General features: G+C 41.3%; 14 protein-coding genes. 1 reads left to right on the forward strand and 13 read right to left on the reverse strand.

Features of this window, described 5'->3' with window-relative positions:
* Positions 1–125 precede the first annotated feature (125 nt).
* The 6 genes from mglC to COE25_RS25535 form a co-directional block, all read right to left on the reverse strand.
* The gene (mglC, locus tag COE25_RS25510; RefSeq protein WP_088085227.1) at positions 126–1,148 is read right to left on the reverse strand and encodes a galactose/methyl galactoside ABC transporter permease MglC; all 1,023 of its coding nucleotides are present in this window, start codon (positions 1,146–1,148) and stop codon (positions 126–128) included.
* Positions 1,149–1,159: 11 nt separating this feature from the next.
* Positions 1,160–2,665: a galactose/methyl galactoside ABC transporter ATP-binding protein MglA gene (gene mglA, locus COE25_RS25515; RefSeq protein ID WP_098934618.1), complete on the reverse strand. Its 1,506-nt coding sequence runs from the start codon at positions 2,663–2,665 to the stop codon at positions 1,160–1,162.
* Positions 2,666–3,001: 336 nt separating this feature from the next.
* Entirely contained in the window at positions 3,002–4,063 is a 1,062-nt protein-coding gene (mglB, locus tag COE25_RS25520; RefSeq protein ID WP_088085225.1) for a galactose/glucose ABC transporter substrate-binding protein MglB, read from the reverse strand.
* Between the two features lie 233 nt (positions 4,064–4,296).
* The gene (locus COE25_RS25525) at positions 4,297–5,883 is read right to left on the reverse strand and encodes a response regulator (protein ID WP_098934619.1); all 1,587 of its coding nucleotides are present in this window, start codon (positions 5,881–5,883) and stop codon (positions 4,297–4,299) included.
* Positions 5,858–7,342, reverse strand: a complete 1,485-nt coding sequence (locus COE25_RS25530) for a sensor histidine kinase (RefSeq protein ID WP_306572951.1) — start codon at positions 7,340–7,342, stop codon at positions 5,858–5,860. The genes COE25_RS25525 and COE25_RS25530 overlap by 26 nt, the downstream gene beginning before the upstream one ends.
* Positions 7,339–8,340 carry a sugar-binding protein gene (locus COE25_RS25535; RefSeq protein WP_098934620.1) on the reverse strand — a complete coding sequence of 334 codons (1,002 nt, stop codon included), beginning with the start codon at positions 8,338–8,340 and terminating at the stop codon, positions 7,339–7,341. The genes COE25_RS25530 and COE25_RS25535 overlap by 4 nt, the downstream gene beginning before the upstream one ends.
* Positions 8,341–8,518: 178 nt before the next feature.
* Here COE25_RS25535 and COE25_RS25540 point away from each other — a divergent pair, with 178 nt between their 5' ends.
* Complete coding sequence (locus COE25_RS25540; protein ID WP_098934621.1) at positions 8,519–9,751, forward strand: MFS transporter; 1,233 nt, start codon at positions 8,519–8,521, stop codon at positions 9,749–9,751.
* A gap of 71 nt (positions 9,752–9,822) precedes the next feature.
* Here the strand turns inward: COE25_RS25540 and COE25_RS25545 are convergent, their stop codons facing one another.
* The 7 genes from COE25_RS25545 to lacZ form a co-directional block, all read right to left on the reverse strand.
* Positions 9,823–10,812 (reverse strand): LacI family DNA-binding transcriptional regulator, encoded by a 990-nt coding sequence (locus tag COE25_RS25545; protein WP_098934622.1) that lies wholly within the window; start codon positions 10,810–10,812, stop codon positions 9,823–9,825.
* A 3-nt stretch (positions 10,813–10,815) separates the two neighbouring features.
* The gene (locus COE25_RS25550) at positions 10,816–11,874 is read right to left on the reverse strand and encodes an aldose epimerase family protein (RefSeq protein WP_098934623.1); all 1,059 of its coding nucleotides are present in this window, start codon (positions 11,872–11,874) and stop codon (positions 10,816–10,818) included.
* Positions 11,875–11,966: 92 nt separating this feature from the next.
* Complete coding sequence (gene galT / locus COE25_RS25555) at positions 11,967–13,451, reverse strand: UDP-glucose--hexose-1-phosphate uridylyltransferase (RefSeq protein ID WP_180247605.1); 1,485 nt, start codon at positions 13,449–13,451, stop codon at positions 11,967–11,969.
* 11 nt (positions 13,452–13,462) lie between these two features.
* Entirely contained in the window at positions 13,463–14,452 is a 990-nt protein-coding gene (gene galE / locus COE25_RS25560; RefSeq protein WP_098934625.1) for a UDP-glucose 4-epimerase GalE, read from the reverse strand.
* Positions 14,453–15,634: a galactokinase gene (locus COE25_RS25565; RefSeq protein WP_098934626.1), complete on the reverse strand. Its 1,182-nt coding sequence runs from the start codon at positions 15,632–15,634 to the stop codon at positions 14,453–14,455.
* Positions 15,635–16,172: 538 nt separating this feature from the next.
* Positions 16,173–18,407, reverse strand: a complete 2,235-nt coding sequence (locus COE25_RS25570) for an alpha-galactosidase (RefSeq protein WP_098934627.1) — start codon at positions 18,405–18,407, stop codon at positions 16,173–16,175.
* A 285-nt stretch (positions 18,408–18,692) separates the two neighbouring features.
* A complete protein-coding gene (gene lacZ / locus COE25_RS25575; RefSeq protein ID WP_098934687.1) occupies positions 18,693–21,728 on the reverse strand; it encodes a beta-galactosidase, LacZ type in 3,036 nt (1,011 codons plus the stop codon).
* Positions 21,729–21,759: the final 31 nt, after the last annotated feature.

The raw sequence follows: 21,759 nt of genomic DNA on the forward strand, positions 1-21,759 counted from the left end.
CACACAAAATGTTTTATAGTTTGTATGTATTGGTAACATCACAAAATATAAAAAGGTGTCAGGCACCACTCGTGGACATTTTTCCACGAACGGTGCCTGACACCAAATTTTTAATAATAATCTACTTATTTTTTCTTTGCGTGTTTGCGCATGTCGAAGGCTACTGCGACGATGATGATTAAGCCTTTTACGATGAATTGAATGTATGGGCTTACGCCAAGGAAGGCTAAACCGTAGTTGATGACTTGGAAAATCAGTACCCCTGTGATAACACCAGGGACGGTTCCAATTCCACCTGATAGTGATACACCGCCGACTACGCAGGCTGCGATTGCATCTAGTTCATACATGTTACCTGTGTTGTTTGTTGCACTACCTACACGTCCAGCTTCCAGCGTACCTGTTAAGCCGTATAGAAGACCTGCGATCGTGTAGATGATAATCAGGTTTCTTGCTACGTTTACACCCGAAACCTTAGCAGCTTCTGGGTTTCCACCAATGGCATACATATTTTTTCCTAGCTGTGTTTTATTCCAAATCACCCAAATGATAAGTGATACTACAATGGCATAAATAATGAGATATGGAAATTCATATTGGCCAATTTTTATTCCGCGTTGCGCAAAAGTTGTAAAAGCTTGGCTTAATCCGCCAATTGGCTGCGCACCATATGGCGGGCGGTCAAAATAAATCGAAGTTAGTCCGTAAACACCAATCATCATACCTAAGGTAGCAATGAATGGAGGAACGTGAAATTTTGCTACAATGACACCGTTTAATGCTGAAATGAGACCTGTTGCTACCATCGCAATGACAATCGGAACAATTAACGGTAATTCCGGCAGGTTTGGATACATTCGATAAGCATAATCCCCTGCTTGCAGCATCGAGGCTGATATGACGGCTGCAAGTCCAACCATCCGGCCCGCTGAAAGGTCAGTACCTGCAGTAATTAAGATACCAGCTACCCCAAGTGCGATAATAATACGTGAGGATGATTGACTTAAGATATTAATTAAGTTCGTCATCGATAAAAAGTCCGGAGAAGCAGCGACAATCCCGACGACAAGAAGGATTAAAACTACATAAATTACGTTATCAACAAGCCATTTTGATACGCTTGATTTTTTTGAAGCTTGAGTATTCATATCCATTCCTCCTAATACAAAGCTGCTAATTGCATAATTTCTTCCTGAGATGTTGCGTGAGTCTCAACAATTCCAGCTGCTTTTCCATTACTCATGACTAAAATTCGGTCGGTTACACCCAAAAGCTCAGGCATTTCGGAAGAAATCATGATAATTCCTTTTCCTTCCGCAGCTAATTGGTTAATGAGTTGATAAATTTCAAACTTTGCCCCGACATCAATTCCCCTAGTTGGTTCATCAAGCAATAAAATATCTGGTTTTGTTAGCAGCCATCGGCCAATAATTACCTTCTGTTGGTTACCACCTGATAGACTTCCAATCGATGTCTTTTGAGAAGGTGTCTTTACCTTCATGGAGTCAATTACCCACTGGGTATCATCGGCGACTTTGCGGTCAGATAAGAATCCGCTTTTTGTTTTATATTGCTTCATGTTAGAAATGATCGAGTTAAAGCTAATGCTTAGTTCTGGGAAAATACCTGTTGATCTTCTTTCTTCCGTCACAAGGGCAAAGCCATTTTTGATGGCCTGCTGCGGTGAATGGTTTTTAACTACCTTGCCATTTAATTCAATCGTTCCTGATGTTAGCGACCTCATCCCAAATAATGCTTCAACCACCTCGGTACGTTTCGAGCCAACCAATCCGGCAATACCTAAGATTTCGCCTTTTCTTAACTCGAAGCCGACATTAGAAAAAGAAGGCTGTGTTTCTGCAGTCAAATCAGATACTTTCAATATTAATTCCCCTGGTTTGTTTATTTTTTCAGGGAACCGTTGTGAAAGGTCACGTCCTACCATCAATTTAATAATTTCATCGGTTGTTAGATCCTTCGAACTTTTTGTTGCTATATACTGACCATCACGCATGATTGTTACTTCGTCAGAAATCTTTAAGATTTCCTCCATTTTGTGTGAAATATAGATAATCGCAACGTTCTCACTTTGAAGCCTTTTGATGATTCTGAACAGATGATTTACTTCCGTCTCTGTTAAAGAGGAGGTTGGTTCGTCCATTACTATAATTTTAGAATGATAGGAAACTGCTTTTGCAATTTCCACCATCTGCATTTCGGAAACAGAAAGCGTGCTCACCTTACTACGTGGATTAATACTGATATCAAGACTTTTAAAAATAGCTGCGGTATCTTCGTACATTTTCTTTTCATCGATGAAAATGCCCTTTTTCGGATAACGCCCCAGCCAAATATTGTCCATAACATTCTGTTGACGTACCTGATTTAGTTCTTGGTGTACCATGGAAACTCCGTTTTCGAGGGCTTGCTTCGAATTGGCAAAGGAAACTTCTTTCCCACCAAAGAGAATTTTGCCTTCATCCATCGAATAAATGCCGAATAAGCATTTCATTAACGTCGATTTTCCTGCCCCGTTTTCGCCCATTAAGGCATGTACCGATCCAGGCTTTACTTTTAGGGAAACATTGTCTAAAGCGAGTACCCCTGGGAACCTTTTTGTTATATTCAGCATTTCTAGTAAATTCGTTGTACTTGATTCTGACATGAGCGAACCTCCTCTGAAACCATTTAAAAAAGGATGAGAGCTCCATGGGATGCTTCTCAAACTTTTAAAGAGAGTAATAATTTTTTTGCGGTATCCAGCTCCAAATATTTGGAGTCTTACCCCGAACGAAGGAAAAGCGTCCGCTTTTCCTTTGTTCGAAGAGCGCCTAAGGGCTGATTCCAGCCCCTGGACAAGGCGCTTCTGCTTTTCTTACTGTCTAGCTCCAGCGCCTAGGGCCTCGGGGTCATATGCCAATCCGTCAAGAAGGTCAAAGAGCAACCTTCTCGCCGGCTCGTCTTATGCCTGTCGCCCCTGGACAAGGCGCTTCTGCTTTTCTTACTTATAAGCGTCTCTACCAACTTGGATATTATCTTTTGTTACTTCGATGTAAGGAACACGAACTGCTTTATTATCGTCTAGCTTCCACTCAGTTCCGTCTAGTACATCTTTGCCATTTGCTGCATTTGCTGCTAGCTCGATCGTTGCGCTACCTTGGTTTTTCGCATCATTTAAGATGGAACCAACCATTTTACCATTTTCAATCATTTCAAGTGCTTCTGGAATCGCGTCAACACCTACAACAGGCATGAACTTGTCGCCGGAGAAGTAGCCTGCTTTTTCAAGAGATGCAATTGCACCTAATGCCATACCATCGTTGTTGGCAATAACAAATTCGATTTTGTCATTGTATTTTGCAAGCCAAGCATCCATTTTTTCAGTTGCTTTCATTGCATCCCACATCGCCGTATCCATAGCTAATTCTTCCACTTGAATTCCTTTTTCTTTGACAGTATCCACTGCAAATTTTGTACGAGCTTCTGCATCTGGGTGTCCTGGTTCACCTTTTAGTAAAACGTATTGAAGCTTGCCATCTTTGTTTTTGTCATATTTATCTTTGTTAGCTTCCCAAGCTTTTGCAATCAGTTCACCTTGAAGTACACCTGATTCTGAAGATGTTGTTCCAACATAGTAAGCTTTATCATAGCCTTTTAATACACTTGCATCAGGCTCTTTATTAAAGAAGATAACAGGAAGATCTTTTGCTTTTGCTTTGTCCACAATGGTTTGCGCTGCTTTTGGATCAACCAGGTTAATTGCTAGAGATTTTGCTCCTTTAGCAATTAGGGTATCAACTTGTTCAATCTGTTTTGCTTGGTCGTTTTGGGAGTCATTTAGCATGAGCTTTACTTTATCTTTTGCTGAAGTCTCCATTGCACGGCGAACATAGGACATGAAGTTGTCATCAAATTTGTAAATAGTTGCCCCAACTGCTGGAAGACTGTTGTCCTTGCTCTTTCCAGAATCTGTACCGCTTGTTGAATCACTGCATCCTGTTGCTAATAGAATACTAGATGCAACTGTTAAAGATAGAATTAGACCTTTTTTCTTTTTAAACATGTTGTCATTCTCCTTTTACTATTTAGTAAAGACTCTGGTAAGGCAGCAGAACCGCTCCACTTAACCTTGGTGTAAGCCCTTACACTTATGTTAGCATGGGGGGATTCGCTTCAATAGGTCAAAAGTCTAGCATTAATTTGTGATTACCTAGACTTTTTTGCAAACGCTTTATTTTTTATAAAAAAAATGAGAACAATCCACTACGACGGATTGATCCCATTAGAGAAATAATATTAACCTACTGTTACTTTACGAAATTCTGTTGGTGATAAGCCTGTATGCTTTTTAAACACGCGGCTAAAATAGTTTGGATCCTTGTAGCCAATCGAATAGCATATTTCCTTCAAGCTTTTTCCTGGGTCAACCATTTCAGCTTTGGCATGCTTGATTCTTATTTCCGTCACATAATCAATAAAGGTCATCCCAAAACGATCTTTAAATAATTTGCTAAAATAATAGGGACTAAGCTCCACATATTCTGCCACTAATTCCAATGTAATCGAAGCTGCATAATGGTTTTCGATATATTCCTTTGCCTTATGGAGCATGCCCTTAGCGTGATTGTTTCGCCACACCTGGACATGATGAACGACGGCTAATAAATGGGCCTTTCCTTTTTCAAAAATCGCCATAATATCCTCAGACTCATCCACTGCAGGTGTTCGTTCATAGCTTATACCTAAATCATGGAGCATTCGGGAAATAAGAATAAACAATTCATCAAATGACTTTTTAACTAGTGACCCTTTTATTTTCTTATCATCTGCCAGCATCGTTGCAAACGATTCAAAGATGAATAAGACCTGATTGACATCTCCCTGCCTGACAGCTTCTAATAGTTTCTTCTCAATCTCTAACACCCCTGATTGAGAAGGGAGTTCAGTAGACCCTTGTTTAACTGCAAATAAATATTTTCGATTTGGAGTTTTTACAAGGTGCTGCAGGGCCATTAGCGCTTCATGATAAGATTTATTTAGTTCATGTGCATGGTTATAAGGAAGACCGACCCCAATCCTTAGGTCCGCATCCAAGTATTTCTTTTCAAAAAGACTGTTCAGACCATCGATGACCGCCTGCGCATTGGTTTTAAATTGGACCTTTTCCGTCGCTTTTTTACAGAGGAACAAAACAGGTACCTGTGCGTCAGTTAACGGCCCAACCATCATTTCCTGTTTCTTCACGACAGAATTAAGGGTATCCTTAAGCCATAAATACCAGTTCTGTTTTTCAACTGCTGAAAGTTCCGTCATGCCTCGAGGCCGCAGTGAGAAAAGCATGATATACCCTGAAGTAATTTCAACCCCAAGCAGCTGCCCCCATTCATCAAAGGTAATATCCTGGACTTGATTAACTAATACCGATGATACCCATTCTTTTTGCGCGATCGATACGGCACGGTCCAGGTTTTGGCGCAAATTTTGCTGCTCTTCCCGCTGTTTACTCTCCTCTAGGATTTCACTAGAAACGCGCTCTAATGCGGCAAGAATATCTTGTTTTCTGCTGGGTTTTAAGATGTATTCCTTAACCCCCTGCTGCATTACTTCCTTTGCATATTCAAACGTATTAAAGGCGGAGACCATAATAAACCGAATTCCAGGGTCGATTTTTTTTATCGCTTTGACAGCTTGAACGCCATCTATTCCCGGCATTTTTATATCCATAAAAATGATATCAGGCCGACGTTCCATGGCCATTTCAATTGCCTTTCTCCCATTGGGGGCTTCTCCAATGACGATTACGTCCATGGATGAACGGTTAATGATCTTCGTTAATGCCGTCCGCTCCAAGACTTCATCATCCACAATAAGAATTTTCAACAAGGCCATTTCCCCCTTTGGTAACGTCAGGAATCGTAAGTCTAAAATTGGTTCCATGGTCCACTTCTGATTCAATTTCAACAATGTCATTTCTTTGATAAAAGAGCTGCAGCCTTCTGATCACATTTTTCACACCAATACCCGTTGACTGACCTTTTGATTTTTCAGCTTCGTATCGTTCTTCTGGTACGATACACTCTACATATTTGAGCAATCTATTCTTGGTGATATCGTCCATTCCCGTACCGTTATCAATGACTTCGACGTAAATCTGATGATTATGCCTGTATATACGAAGACGGATGATCCCATTTTCTTCGTAGGATTCTACCCCATGCATGAAAGCGTTTTCGATTAACGGCTGAAGAATTAAACTAGGAATTTCAATATCTAAACAATCATCCTCGATGTCGGTCACAAATTGAATCCGTTCCCCAAAACGTGTTTGTTGGATATAAAAATACTCTTGAACAATTCTCACTTCTTCTCTTAGCGTTGAGGCCTTGTCGAAATCACTCAAGTTATACCTTAGTATGGCAGCAACAGCTTCTATTAATCTTGTAGTCTGCTCCGCTTCTTCCAAATAGGCCATTTTTGAAACCGTATTCAAAGTATTGAATAGGAAATGAGGATTGATTTGATTTTGGAGACTCTTTAACTCCAATTCTTTTAATAACTTATCCAACTCCCCTTGTTGTTTGATTTCCGTTACGAGCTGTCTAAGGTTCGTACGCATTTGGTTAAAGGTTTCTGTTAAAGGCTTTAACTCATCTTTTGTCGTGATTTTAATATCTTCTCCAGTTAAATTCCCTTTCGAAATTTGCTTTGCCGCCTCTGATAACAGGCTAATTGGTTTAGTGATCCCCCCTGAAATCCACAAAGCGATTAGCGTACTAAGAAAAAATGCTGCTGCAAATAGAGAGATGTACAATAACTTATAGTAATGATTTTGCGTTTCCATTTGTTTATAGAAATTTTGATAATCAGTCAGTTTATTATTTAACAGTGCTAGGGTACTTTCTTGTATGAAGGCAGCGATTTTCAAGACTCCATTAAAATGATTGGAATAGCTGTTAATATCGTCCTTTTGGAATGCCCCTACGGTTGCATCGCACTCGTCTAAGAAGCTGTCAATCATATTTTTATAATTCTTAAGAGTGATATCATTGCTGTTCAATTCTTCATTAAGTCGCTTTTGGTCATTAATTAACTTAAGCTTTTGTTTTTTATAATCTTTTAGATAGGAAGTTTCCTTATCTAAGAGATAGCCACGGAGATTTTCTGTAATTAAATTGGTCCTCTTTGAAATATCATTCAACAGCAGAAATCGTTCAAAGCTATCTTCATATTCAACGACAAGTTTTTCACTGCTGTTATAAAAAAAGAATCCAACCGATGTTAACAAAACAACCAGGACGACGAAATAAAGGAGTAGTTTCGATTTGATCCTAAATAATATCAATTACTCTCCTCCATTCTGTACAGATGGCTTACGGGTAAATCCCCAATCCTCATAATTCGGGTGTTCGTGTGGACGATGGGCTCAACAGGTTTCCCTTGGATGAGGTTTATCATCATTTTTACCCCACGATACCCCATTTCATAGGGCTCCTGAACCACTGTAGCCTGGATGGTTCCCTTCCGAATGTACTCAAGTGATTCTGGTAATGTATCAAATCCAACAATATAAATCTTTCCTGGTTTAACAAATCTATCGACCACTTGGGCAATGCCAATTCCGTCTAACGCACTTGTTCCGTAAAAGGCATTAACCTCTGGATGATCCTTTATGATCTGGTAGGCCTTTTCTGCTGCTCGGACTCTACTAATTTCGGATTCTACAATATCGATAATATGGATTCCTTTTTCACCTTTAACCGCTTCCTGAAATCCCTTTACCCGCAGCTGCTGATGGTTTGCAAAAAAACTGCCAGTGATGATCGCCACATTGGCTTGTCCCTTTGTATCTTGAATCAATGCCTTACCTGCTAAAAATCCAGAATAATAATTATCCGTTCCAATATAGGCCATCCGTTTACTATTCGCTGCATCGGTATCGACGGTAATCACTGGAATCCCACTCGCTACGACACGGTCAATTAATGGTGTAAATTGTTCATCACTCAATCCCTGTGTCAGGATTCCATCCACTTTGGACGCCGCTGACATTTCAATAGTCTTTAAATGATCATCAATATTTGCTTGCTTAGGACCGGCGTATTCTAACATCACACCATAGTCCTTCGCTGCTGCCTTTGCCCCCTGCTCTACAAGTCGCCAATATTCATTATCGAGTTCTTCTGTGACTAGAACAAAATGATAATCATACTTTTCAACCGGCTTTTTCTCTACAGGCAATTCATGAGTAAGGATCTTATATCCGTAAAATACCGCAAAAGAGCAACTTACAAGAAAAAAGACCGCCCCAAAAATATACGCCAGGACCGATAACCTGCTCATAAAAACGCTCCCATCCCTACACCAATCTAGATAAACACATTATACGGAACATCCCATATTTCGACAATGGGATATAGTGTGATTCCACAATATACTGCTAGTTTATGGTATTATTCGATAAGGAAATGAAGCGATTGTATACGTTCTTTTTAAATTTCATTGTGGAGGTCACTCTTTTTTGGAAAATCACTCCAAGTCTAATTACTATATCTTGTTGTTTATCGTTTTTGGTGGATTTCTTATTTTTGGATTGTCTGAAAACATTAAAGGTCCTGCGATCCCAATTATGCAGAATGATTTTAGATTGGGTGACACTCAGCTTGGACTTTTGCTAGCTTTAAATTCACTTGGTTATCTTTTAGCCTGTTCGTTCACATCTGCTCTAACGAATAAAATAGGGATTAAATGGACTGGAATTATTGCATTCCTTTCCATGGCTTTAGCAGGTATATTCATGTATATATCGACAAATTACGCTACTCTGTCTGCTTCTTACTTTCTTTTATACATTGGAAACGGTATACTCGAAATCGGTCTAGGAATTATGGCTGCACAGATTTTCACAAAAAATACAGGGACCATGATGAATCTCTCTCACTTCTTCTATGGACTTAGTTCAACTGTAGCTCCTGTGTTTGCAGCTTCGATGATGAGTTGGCATGTAATGGGAGGCGAACTTGGCTGGCGTGGCATGTATTTAATTATGCTTTCCTTATCGCTTGTACCGATTATTCCTTCACTACTTGGTAAATTCCCAAAGGAGAGTCATGAAGAAGCAGAAAAAGTTTCATTTTCCTTCCTCCTTCGTGAACCAATCGCCTGGCTAATCGTTGTCATTCTATCTTTCGGGGTTGTATCCGAGCTTGCCGTTGGAAGTTGGCTAGTAAACTTTTTGATTAAAGCCTACCATTGGAACCTTGAGGATGCCTCAAGTATGCTATCTCTCTTTTTTCTATTTTTTATGTTTGCTAGACTTTTTCTAGGGCCTATTACCGATAAGATTGGATATACATTATCTATTATGATTTTTTCTGCCTTTTCTGGATTGTGTAGTTTGGCAGCAATCATAATCGGGGAAGATGGTGCAATCCTTTTTGCAATTGCAGGGATCGGAATCGCTCCCATCTACCCAACTGTTATGGCCTTACTTGCTAAACGCTATCCAAAAGGAACAGGTACAGCTATAACTTTCACCGTCACACTTATGGGAATTGCTAGTGTCATAGGTAATCTTCTGATTGGTTTTATCATTGATCTTGTTAGTAAGATGTTTTCTAGTCACGGGGTGGTGGAAAACGAAATCCTCGGTTTACAAGCAGGATACGGATTTATAGCTTTTCTTGCCCTTCTATGCTCTGCTTGCTGCATCATCTTATATGTGACTCTTCGGAGGAGAAATGAAGTCGCTTAATTCAAAAAAGACCGATGCACAATAATCGGTCTTTTTCCCTTGGCTAAAATTCAAAAAGTCTGGGACTATTGTTAAAAACTACTATTTCTTATCACTAACTCGGTTGCAATGAATATTTTTTTGGCTGTTTTTCGGCCTGCAATTCTCTCCAAAATGGTGTCAACGGCGGTTTCACCCATGATTTCGGTATACACTTTAACCGTACTTAACGCTGGATAGACATATTTGGAGATACTGATGTCATTCACACCGATGATGTTAACCCGTTCTGGAACAGAAATTCCTGCCTCCAGTAAAGCCCGCAATGCCCCAACTGCAATCGAATCATTACCTGAAAAAAATGCGGTTGGCAGGTTGTCCCCATGTTCATCAATTGCCTTTTTCATCATGGCATGACCATCATCGGCTGAGAAGGTTCCTACGTACATAAAAGTTTCATAGGGCATCCCTTTACCTGTTAAATAGCGCTTGAACGCCAATTCCCTTGGGTCTTCAATGATGGAAGTTTTATCTTTAAACACTTCTCTTCCGCCGATATAGCCGATTTTCTCATGACCCTTCTTCATAAAATGATCAAGTACCTTTATTGTTGCCCTTTCAAAGTCAATGACGATCGAATCAAACCGATCTTCGTCTGGTGAGGTGTCCACAAAGACAATATTTTTGGTTATCTTAAGCAGCTCATTCACTTGCTTCTTGCTAAATTTCCCAATCGCAATCAGCCCTTGAATATCGTCTTCCTTCAAATCCTCATAGTTGTCTTGAAAATATTTGGCCACTTGAATCCCTTGCTGTCGGCATTGGTTTTCAACCCCAAGCCGGATCGACATGTAATACAAATCTTCCAGTTCTTCTTTTTCGGTATACCATTGCAGGAGAGCAATTTTCCCCGACTCCTGCTTGCGGGCTGGTTTCTTTTTATACGATAATTCCTCTGCCACTTCGAAAATTCTTTTTTTGGTTTCATCGCTGACAGAAAGTGTCGTATCATAATTCAAAACTCGGGATACAGTGGCGATCGATACCCCTGCCATTTGTGCAATATCTTTGATGGTAGCCATAAATCAATCTCCTAATGTATTAGCAAAAAACCGATATACTGTTTTGGAATAGTATACTTCCTCCGGGTTTAAAATGACAGAGGGGAACGCCGGATGATGGATAGAATCAGGAAATCCTTGCGTTTCGAGACAGACACCCAAATAGTTTCTTGACCTGACACCTGCTATGGAATAAGGTCCTTCTAATTGATTCCCTGTATAAAGGACGACGCATGGCTGGTCGGTCGAAACAAGCAGCGAACGGCCGCTTTCCTCATCACTAAGCATGATGGTATTTTCTCCCTTTTTGGTAAAAACAAGTGGGTGGTCATACCCATTACCAACAAGTACATTTTGTGGATGAGTCGAAACCATCCCAGAGCGTAACCTTCTGCCATGCTTAAAATCAAATGGGGTATTTTTGGTATCTATCATTTTACCAGAAGGGATAAAACCTTCGCCCAGTTCTAAAAACTGATCACTTTCTAATTGGAGAATGTGATCAGAACAATCTCTTTTTACATTTCCACTCAAGTTAAAATACGAGTGATTCGTTAAGTTGACAACTGTTTTTTGATCCGTTTTTCCTTCAAAAGTAATATCGAGTTCATTTTTATTGTTTAGAATATAGGTCACAGTGGTGTCTAAATTACCAGGATAGCCTTCGTCTCCGTCTGGACTATGATAAAAAAACTTCAAACCGACTGAATTTTCTTCCTCTATTATTTCGGTTTTCCAAATCACAGAGTTAAAGCCCTTCTTGCCCCCGTGTATATGATTGGGATAATCATTGTCTGCAAGATGGTATTCTTTTCCGCCCAACTCAAAGCTGGCACCATTAATTCTTCCGGCTACTCGTCCCACAACTGCGCCAAAATATGGGGACCATTCTGTGTAATCTTCGAAGTTTTCAAATCCAAGCACTACATTTTCAAAGTTTCCATGACGGTCAGGGACGATGATTTTAGTAATCACACAACCATAATTAAGGCAAGAGATCATCATGCCGTAATCATTGACTAAGGTATACTCAGTAACGGACTCGCCCTTGTAACTGCCAAATATTCTATCTACTATTTTCATCGATTTATCACTCCATATTTTTCAGAAGGTATCTAATTTATTTCTTTTTAAAAAGCTCGGGCAATCAACAAAGTTCTCGGCCTATTATGTTTTTATAACGTACTGATAAACCGCTGGAACCCAGATGCACCGACTTCATTCCGCTTAAACACACCTGCATCTTCCAAGCACCTTAAAAACTTCTTTCCTACTTCTTCTCTTACCAGACCATGCACATTCGCTTCATTGGCAATAGCTTGATAGCGTGTTTTTAACGCTTCCGCCCAGTCTAAATGATAGTCTGCCACTGCCGATGATCGACCTAGGATGAAATTTTCCACTTCTCCTAGTTCATCCTTTAACCGTGCTGGTAAAACCGCCAGCCCCATCACTTCAATCAGGCCAATATTTTCCTTCTTAATATGATGTACATCGGCGTGAGGATGGAAAATGCCAAGCGGATGCTCATCACTCGTCCGGTTGTTACGCAGTACCAAATCTAGTTCATATACATCCCCATTTTTGCGTGCAATGGGTGTAATTGTATTGTGCGGGGTTTCGCCAGTCCTCGCCTCAATTCCTAAATCTTCATCACTGTACTTTTTCCAATTGTCTAAAATATGTGAACCGGCTTCAACGAGCGTACTAATTTGATCGGAACGCAGGCGAATAACGGACATAGGCCATTTAACAACCGCACACTCTACATCCGGATATCCAGCCATTTTAAATGCCCAGTCATCCCCTGCCTTCGCCATCGCAAATTGATAATTCCCGCCTTGATAATGATCATGGGATAAAATCGAGCCCCCTACAATCGGCAGGTCCGCATTAGAGCCGACAAAATAGTGTGGAAATTGCTCAACAAAGCTTAACAGCCGTAAGAATGTCGTTGGACTAATAACCATATCGGTATGTTTTTCTGCTAGCACGATACAATGCTCGTTGTAATAGACATATGGTGAATACTGCAAGTACCATGTCTTTTCTAATAGATTTACTCGAATCATGCGGTGATTGGAGCGGGCTGGGTGCCCGATTCTTCCCGCATATCCTTCATTCTCCACACAGAGCAAGCATTTCGGGTAGTCCGTTTTCTTCACCGAACGCTCGAGTTCAATACTTTTGGGATCCTTTTCTGGTTTTGATAGATTAATGGTAATATCAAGTTCACCATATTCTGTAGCGGTTTTATATTCAATGTTATTTCGAATGCGCTTCATTTGAATGTAGTTGCTATTTTTACTTAACTCATAAAAATACTGTGTTGCTGCTTTTGGATCCTGTTTATATTTTCGATAAAAAAGCTGATTAACCGCTGATGGCCGGGCGATGAAACAGTTCATTATTTTACTTGAAAAAATCTCTTTTTCATCAAATAATTCTTCAATAATCCCTTGATTGCAGGCATAATCTACAATTAAATCGAGTAAATCAGGGATATCAAAGTTACTTTCCCCTGCTGCGTCCACTTCCTTAAACTCCGTTAGATGGAGAAGTGACAATATTTGATTGCGTGCATAGATTTCATCTTCCCGCTCAATTAATTGAGTGGCTATTGCTTGATTGATTAATTGTTGTATTAGTTGATAAATCATCATGTTCACCTCTATTTCTGATATCCATTCGGGTGGTGCTGATGCCAGTTCCAGGCATTGCTAATCATTTGATGAATCGATGTTCTCGTTGGATTCCATCCCAATATCTTTTTTGCTTTTTCCGAAGAAGCAATTAATGTACTTGGGTCTCCAGCTCGTCGTTCACCGATTTTTACCGGGATATCAATTCCTGTAACCTCTTTAGCTGTCTCAACAATTTCTTTTACTGAGAATCCTTGACTTGAGCCAAGATTGAAATGATTACTCTCCCCGCCATTTTGTAGATAACGGAGGGCTAATATATGGGCATCAATTAAGTCTTCTACATGAATATAATCACGAGCACAAGTACCATCTGCTGTATCATAATCTTCCCCAAATATCGTAACGGCAGGCCTTTTGCCTAATGCTGCTTCTAATACAACAGGGATGAGATGCGTTTCTGGGTTATGGTCCTCGCCAATTTGTCCGTCGCTTCTTGCCGAAGCTACGTTAAAATAGCGAAGGGAAACATAGTGAAGATCAAAGGCTTTTTCGCACCAAGCCATCATTTTTTCCATTGCTAGCTTGGTCTCGCCATAGGTATTCGTTGGAATTGTTGCCGCATCCTCTGTAATCGGTACAACCTTCTGCTCCCCATAAACAGCTGCTGTCGAAGAAAAAACGATGTGCTTGACGCTAAATTCCTTCATCATTTCAAGGACAACTTGTGTCCCATAAACGTTGTTATCAAAGTATTTTAACGGTTCAACCATTGATTCCCCGACAAGGGAATTGGCGGCAAAATGCAAGATTGCTTCAATGTTTTCTTTTTCAAAAACAGAGCGCATAAACTCACGACTGCGGATATCCCCTTCATAAAAACTTGCCTTTGGATGAATTGCAGCGCTATGGCCTGTTTGCAAATTATCAATCACAACCACCGTAAACCCCTGATCAATCAACTGGTAAACAGCGTGCGAACCGACATAGCCCGCTCCACCTAATACAAGGATACTCATTTAGATCGCCGCCTCCATTTGAATTTCTTTTGCCCCGTCACCAATGCTCGCTGCATAAAATTCTGCCTTGTAGCCAATTTTCTCGAGATAGGCTGACCCAACATTTGCAATAAAGTTTTCAACCTCGTCATTTTCTACGATTGCAATAGCACAGCCGCCGAATCCTGCACCAGTCATCCGCGCCCCTAGAACTCCCGGTTGTTTCCATGCAGCCTCTACTAAACTGTCAAGTTCCACTCCAGTCACTTCATAATCATCCCGTAAGGATACGTGTGATTGGTTAATCAATTGTCCAAATGCCTCTAAATTTCCTGCCTTCAGCTCTTTTAGAGCCTTAATTGTTCGCACGTTTTCATAGACAGCGTGCTTTGCACGTTTGCGGACCGTTTCATTGGTAATTAGGTATTGATTTTCATCAAACTCCGCTTCAGATAACTGACCTAGAGCCTCAATCGGAAGTTTTTGTTGCAGTTCCGCTAGCGCCTCTTCACATTCTCCTCTTCGCTCATTGTATTTCGAATCAGCTAATTCCCTGCGCTTGTTCGTATTCATGATTAAAATTTTGTAATTATCAAGATGTATGGGTGCGTATTCATAGCTTAGAGTCTGGCAATCTAGTAAAATTCCAGCATCTTTCTTCCCCATGCCAATCGCAAACTGGTCCATGATGCCGCTGTTCACACCAATAAATTCATTCTCTACCTTCTTACCAAGCTTGATGAGATCAAGCCGAGGAATTTCTAATTCAAATAGGCCGTTTACTAGCACTCCGGTTAACAGCTCAATGGAGGCTGACGAAGAAAGTCCTGCACCATTCGGTATATTGCCTTGAATAGCACAATCAAATCCCGATGGAATTTCATATCCCGCCTCGATAATGTAACGAATCATCCCCTTCGGATAATTGGCCCAATTGTGTTCTTTCTCATAATTTAGCTGGTTTAAATCTAATTCAATGATTCCTTTTTCAGGGAAGTTCGTTGAGTACAGGCGAATAACTTGGTCTTCCCGCTTCCTTGCTACAGCATAGGTACCGTATGTGATTGCACATGGAAAGACATGACCGCCATTATAATCGGTATGCTCGCCAATTAAATTAATCCTTCCAGGAGCAAAAAAGGCTTTTCTAGGTAAAATATGAAACATATCTAAAAATACTTTATTAAGTGTGGTAACTTTCATTTAAATTCCTCCAGAAATTCTGTTTCTTGTAAGTAAATTATTAATTTCAACTTAATTTTATAACGGTTAGTAAAAACATTCAACTATTTTTACTAAAAATTTACTTAAAAATATTAAGAAAAGCGCATGAGATTTTCATGCGCTTTCACAGCTCCCTTTCTTTCATCGAGAGAAGCCTTATTTTTTCGAATTATCATGCTTTACAATAATCCGATTGATAGGTTTGCCAACTACCGTCAATAACTTTATATTCTGTTTTTGCTACACCTGATTTACTCTCCAACTGAGATAAAGGAAACACGGAGAGCGTAAGCGCATTCGTGCTTGACTTATCGTAGGGCGGAGAGCGAAGTACACTAGCCGCTGGGCGCTGGAGCTGGATTCAAAGAACTATTTTAAAGTTATCCACAATTAATTATTTTATAATTTCCTAATCGATAAAAAAGGTATACTACCTTCCAATTAGGAGAGGTACTATACCTTTTTCTCTAGTGGACTTCTTCAATGACTAATCGTTTCCCGTCCTGATTTTATTCCATTACCCTTCGGTCTTTTGCAAATAAAAAACCTGGGACTGGAAGTCGCCGCCACGCTCGGCGCTCCCGCCATTGACACCGTTAAACTCCGTTGGAAGCGGCAGCCCCACGTTCATGAGCTCGTCGCCATAATACGTTCGTTCGCTTCCAGCCACTTTATACATTTTCGATTCAGCTAGTCCACTGAGACGAAGCGTTTGCTTCTTCTTAGGATTCGGCGTCGCCAATACCTTATACCAGCCAATTAAGGCTTCTGATTGGTCTTGGCTCACGACCATCCACGCCGTTTCATTATTCGAAAACGGGCTTAAGCAGCGATAAAAGTGACCATCACGAATCAACGCGCGATGTTGTTTATAAAAAACTACCTGCTCTTTAATTTCTGCGCGCTCTTCTTCGGTTAATTTCAGTGGATCTAATTCATAGCCAAACGTCCCAAAATAAGCAGTATTCGCCCTGGTTTGTAATGGTGTAGTCCGCAATGTTTGGTGATTCGGAACTGCCGATACATGAGATCCCATGCTATAGACTGGATATGCAAAGGATGTGCCGTATTGAATTTTTAACCTCTCAATCGCATCCGTATCATCACTTGTCCATGCTTGCGGTGCATAATACATCATCCCTGGGTCGAATCTTCCCCCGCCTCCTGCACATGATTCAAACAACACATGCGGGAATTCACCTGTTAACCGTTCATAGAGATCATAGACCCCTAAAATATAGCGATGGAAGAACTCTCCTTGCTGATGAACGGCTAGTTTTTGTGAGAATGCTTCGGTAATGTTCCGATTCATATCCCATTTAATATAAGCAAGGTTTGTTTTTTTAATAATTGCGGACATTTTTTCATAAAGATAATCAACAATTTCTGGTCTTGAAAAATCAAGAACCAGCTGATTGCGTCCCAATGTATAGTGCTGACCTGGAACACCAACGGCCCAATCTGGGTGTTCGCTAAATAATTCACTGTTCGGACTGATCATCTCCGGCTCAAACCAAAGCCCAAATTTCATTCCAGTTGCAGATATTTTCTGGGCTAAGCTTTCTAAGCCACCCGGAAGTTTATCTAAGTCTACATGCCAATCTCCAAGGGAGGAGGTATCATCATTCCGTTTTCCAAACCAGCCATCATCAAGGACCAGCAGTTCGATTCCTAATTCACTTGCTGATTTCGCAATATTGACGAGTTTCTCCTCATTAAAATCAAAGTAAGTAGCTTCCCAGTTGTTTATCAAAATTGGGCGCACGGCCTGCTTCCATTGCGCTTGAATCAGGTGCTCGCGATAAAGACTATGAAAGGCCTGACTCATCCCATTTAAACCTTGATCGGAATACACCATTACTACTTCCGGGGTTTGGAAGGACACGTTCGGCTTTAGATTCCACTTGAAGCCAAACGGATGAATCCCAACAGTAAGTCTTGCTGTGTCGTAATGATCCACTTCTATTTGCATCAAAAAGTTACTGCTATAAATAAAATTAAAGCCATATACCACACCTGTATGTTCGGTCGCCTCAGGACGCTTTAGTGCCAAGAACGGATTATGGTGGTGAGAGCTGGCACCGCGCAGACTGGAAATAGACTGAATGCCTGTTTCTAGTATTCTCTCTTTTACATGCCGCTCCCGTGACCACGCACCGGCTAAATGGGTAAATACAAAATCTTTATCTGGCAGGTCAAGCGATGCTCCCATTAATCGATCAACAACCAATTCCTCTGACCCCTCATTTATTAAAGATGCACTTCTCGTTATGACGGGTTTGTCACGGAAAATCGTATAAGTTAACAGCAATTTTGCTTGTAGGAATTCATCTTTTAAGATGATTTGAAGAGTACTAGCTTCATGCTTTTCTTCTACATAAGTTGCAGGAAGACCTTCAAGACGAGGCTTTCCGTCTACAAGTTGATACGAATCATATTTGAAATTAGGAACATGATTAGCCGTCGTTTTACTCACACTGATTGCCGGTTCGCGAAAATCAGAATTTCCGTAGGCAGGGTATTCTTGACGTAGCGTTTCCAAACCAAAAGCAGGATCATCTGCATACACGTGTGTAGTAGCCCCTGTTGGCACATCGTACGTCTGCAAGTGAGAAAAATCTTCTCTGTGGTGCAATGCCTTTCCATAATAAAGATGGCCTAATTGTCCATTTTTCATCACGTGAAAAATATAACTAACTTGGCCATTTGTTAAATGAAACTGTCTGTCCTCTTGATTAACATGAATAAGCATAACCTTCTCCTTCACAAAATTGGTTTGTTTTAGACATATTCTTTTTACTTATAGTCTCTGTTAAACTTGGTTGTTGATTTCCGCTCCAGGCACGAGCGGTTCGCGGGTGGTCCGGGGAGCCTCCTCGTCGCTTCACTTCTGCGGGGTATCCCCTGCCCCGTCCTCCCGCAGGAGTCTTCTGCCTTCCGCTACAATCAACTTGTGAATAAAATTTTTACAAAGCTTACTTAAAAGGAAAGAGCCTGGCAATATAAGGCTCTTTTCTTTATTTGATCCATTTCATAATTAGATTCTATTAATCACAAACTCGAATTCCATGTCTTGATTGGCAGGAATGAGGTGTTCATCATGCACCGGTGCACCCCAGCTGTCGTCTCCGCCGACGCCCATCTGCTTGCCTGCGACCGTCACAACGGTGTAATGGACATTTGGAAGCTCGTAATGATGCTGGGCATTCTCGAGTTCAAAAGCCGTATAAGGAGAAAAATTGCACTCTAATGGTTTAGTCGCAGCTGAAATTTTAATTCCCTGTCCTTCCTTGTTGGTCAGACTAACTCGGCGCACTCCCGTCCGGTTGCCCGATTCTTGCGGCATGACATATCCGGATAAATTCTCAATTACTTGATTTTTAAATATTCCAAGTCTTGCTCCTTGCGCCCGGTCTGAGTAATTTTCTTCAGGACCCATCGCATACCATTCCAGTTGGTCATAATCGGCAGGCACCTTGAAGGATACTGCAAAAATCGGCAGCTGCGGGAGATTTTCCGCCCCCTGATAGACCGACTTCACACAAACACTACCATTGGCAAGAACGGTATAATTTACTTTCACCACTACTTTTTCACTAATCGATAATTTATAAGTAAAAGCAATGCTCACCTGGCCATTTGCCTGTTCGACATCCATCCCAATGCATTGGCGCGCAAGACTGGCTGCATACCAAAGACCCGAATGATAGCCTTGAGAATAGCCTCGGTCATTATCCGTCGTCGCCCGCCAGAATAACGGTGCCGGCGGAAGAGCAATCATCTCTTTCCCTGCATAGTTAAGTGAAACCAGGCTGCCCGCCTGTTTCGAGAACAAGATGGTGAAGTCAGGGCCGTGGACACCAATATTGACATCGCCAGTGACAACCCGTAATTCCCCGTGAGCTGCCGTCTGCTCGACAAACGCCTCCGTCCTGAACACATATTGTCCGAATGCGACCTCGTAGCCAGCGTCCGCCCAGAGATTACTTTCCTTCAGCTTAAAAGAAGTTTGTATACAATATTCGCCAGAAACGCTGGTGATTTCAGCAGGCAATTTAAATTCGATGCGCCCTTCACTCTGCGGTGCCACCACCACATCGAGCTGATTCCGATACAACTCTTTACCTTCAAGGTAGAGAGTGTACTCCAAATCATAATCGGACGTATCTACGAAAAGACTTTCATTCTGAATTATTACCCCCGTACGATCCGGACTCAGTTTGATATTTTGATATAAATACTTTACTTCCTGCATCTTCGGCGACAACTCTCGATTGGCATACACAATCCCATTTGTACAGAAGCCATAATCCGTTGGGCGATCGTCAAAATCACCGCCGTAGGCCAAAAATTCCTTGCCATAACGGTCTTTTTTAATAATTGACTGATCAATATAATCCCAAATAAATCCACCTTGATACATCGGATATTTCCGCTCTAAATCTGTATATTTATTCATACCGCCAAGGGAATTCCCCATGGCGTGCATATACTCACAGCTAATGTATGGCTTTGACGGGTTATCGTTCAAATAGTTCTCAATGTCTGCTGGCTTCGCATACATCCGGCTTTCCATATCACTCGTATCATTGTAATCACGGGCATGGAAAACACCTTCATAATGAACCAGGCGACTTGAATCAACACGCTTAAAATACTTAGAAACATTCAGAATCACTTCACCCGCATAGGATTCATTGCCACAAGACCAAATGAGGATCGACGGGTGATTTTTGTCCCGTTCAAACATGGATACCGCTCTGTCCATAACGATGTTCTCCCATTCCGGCTTATTCCCGGGGATGTTCCATGACGGCTCGACTGCCCCCATCTTTTGCCATGAACCGTGCGTTTCAAGGTTCATTTCATCGATGACATAGACGCCGTATTCGTCACACAACTCGTACCAATAACTCTGATTCGGATAATGGGACGTCCGGACAGCGTTAATGTTGTTGCCTTTCAATGTTTTTATATCCCAAAGCATGTCTTCCTTTGTAATCGCGCGGCCAGTACGGCAATTAAATTCATGGCGATTGACACCTTTGAATACAATTCGTTCACCATTAAGGCGCATGATTTTATCGGCCATTTCAAATCTTCTGAAGCCGACTTTCTGCGGAATAACCTCTACCAAATGACCTAACTCGTTATATACCTGAATATAAAACTGATATAAATAAGGATTTTCCGCACTCCATAGCTTTGGATTATTGACCATCATTAAAACTGTCCAATTTCCGTTAGTGAAATCACCGTTTTGTGCCGCTACTAAGTGCCCCTCGGCATCGTACAATTCAGCAACTATTTTTGCTGGAGAAACCACATCAGATAAAAGCTTTAGGTCTGCTTGAAGCGTCCCTTTCGTAAAAGTCGGATCCAGCTCTGCGCGAATACCGGCGTCATAAACATGAATTTCCGGTACTGTGTAGAGGTAAACATCACGGAAAATACCAGAAAAACGCCAGAAATCCTGGTCCTCGAGCCAGCTGCCCGTGCTCCGTTGGTAAACCGCGACGGCAAGCTTATTCTCACCTTCTGTAAGAAATGGGGTAAGCTCAAATTCTGCAGGAGTAAACGAGTCTTCACTATAGCCGACGAACTCCCCGTTTAACCACACATAAAAGGCCGACTCCACACCTTGAAAGGATATATACAGCGGCTTGTTTTCCATTTGAGGGGGAACGGTAAACATCTTCACATAGCTTCCAACCGGATTATGGTCGAGTGGAATTTCTGGCGGACGGATCTCGTTAAGCCCGTCCCATGGGTACATCGTATTCACATATTGTGGTTTCCCGTAGCCTTGAAGCTGAATGTGACCTGGGACGGTGATGTCCCCCCAGCCCATGCAATTAAAATCCAACCGGTGAAAATTCTCCGGACGATTGTCTGGATTCACGCTATAGTTAAATTTCCAGTTACCGTTTAATTCATGGCGCATTGCCATTGGGCCTGCCATTTTTGCCTGCTCCAGTGTTTCATAATATCGGTGGTCTGAATGTGCTGGAAGCCGATTAACGGCAAACACATCTAAGTCGGTAAGCCATTCTATTTTTGGAATGGTTGTCATCATTATCACTCTTCCTATCTACATTTTTCCA

This window comes from Bacillus sp. AFS031507 (assembly GCF_002584635.1).
GTDB lineage: Bacteria > Bacillota > Bacilli > Bacillales > Cytobacillaceae > Neobacillus.

Coding starts and splice junctions, on each gene's coding strand:
- COE25_RS25565 (WP_098934626.1), bottom strand. CDS start 15,634: ATGAAAGTTACCACACTTAATAAAGTATTTTTAGATATGTTTCATATT.
- COE25_RS25545 (WP_098934622.1), bottom strand. CDS start 10,812: ATGGCTACCATCAAAGATATTGCACAAATGGCAGGGGTATCGATCGCC.
- COE25_RS25570 (WP_098934627.1), bottom strand. CDS start 18,407: ATGCTTATTCATGTTAATCAAGAGGACAGACAGTTTCATTTAACAAAT.
- COE25_RS25550 (WP_098934623.1), bottom strand. CDS start 11,874: ATGAAAATAGTAGATAGAATATTTGGCAGTTACAAGGGCGAGTCCGTT.
- mglC (WP_088085227.1), bottom strand. CDS start 1,148: ATGAATACTCAAGCTTCAAAAAAATCAAGCGTATCAAAATGGCTTGTT.
- COE25_RS25535 (WP_098934620.1), bottom strand. CDS start 8,340: ATGAGCAGGTTATCGGTCCTGGCGTATATTTTTGGGGCGGTCTTTTTT.
- galT (WP_180247605.1), bottom strand. CDS start 13,451: ATGATTTATCAACTAATACAACAATTAATCAATCAAGCAATAGCCACT.
- galE (WP_098934625.1), bottom strand. CDS start 14,452: ATGAGTATCCTTGTATTAGGTGGAGCGGGCTATGTCGGTTCGCACGCT.
- lacZ (WP_098934687.1), bottom strand. CDS start 21,728: ATGACAACCATTCCAAAAATAGAATGGCTTACCGACTTAGATGTGTTT.
- mglB (WP_088085225.1), bottom strand. CDS start 4,063: ATGTTTAAAAAGAAAAAAGGTCTAATTCTATCTTTAACAGTTGCATCT.
- mglA (WP_098934618.1), bottom strand. CDS start 2,665: ATGTCAGAATCAAGTACAACGAATTTACTAGAAATGCTGAATATAACA.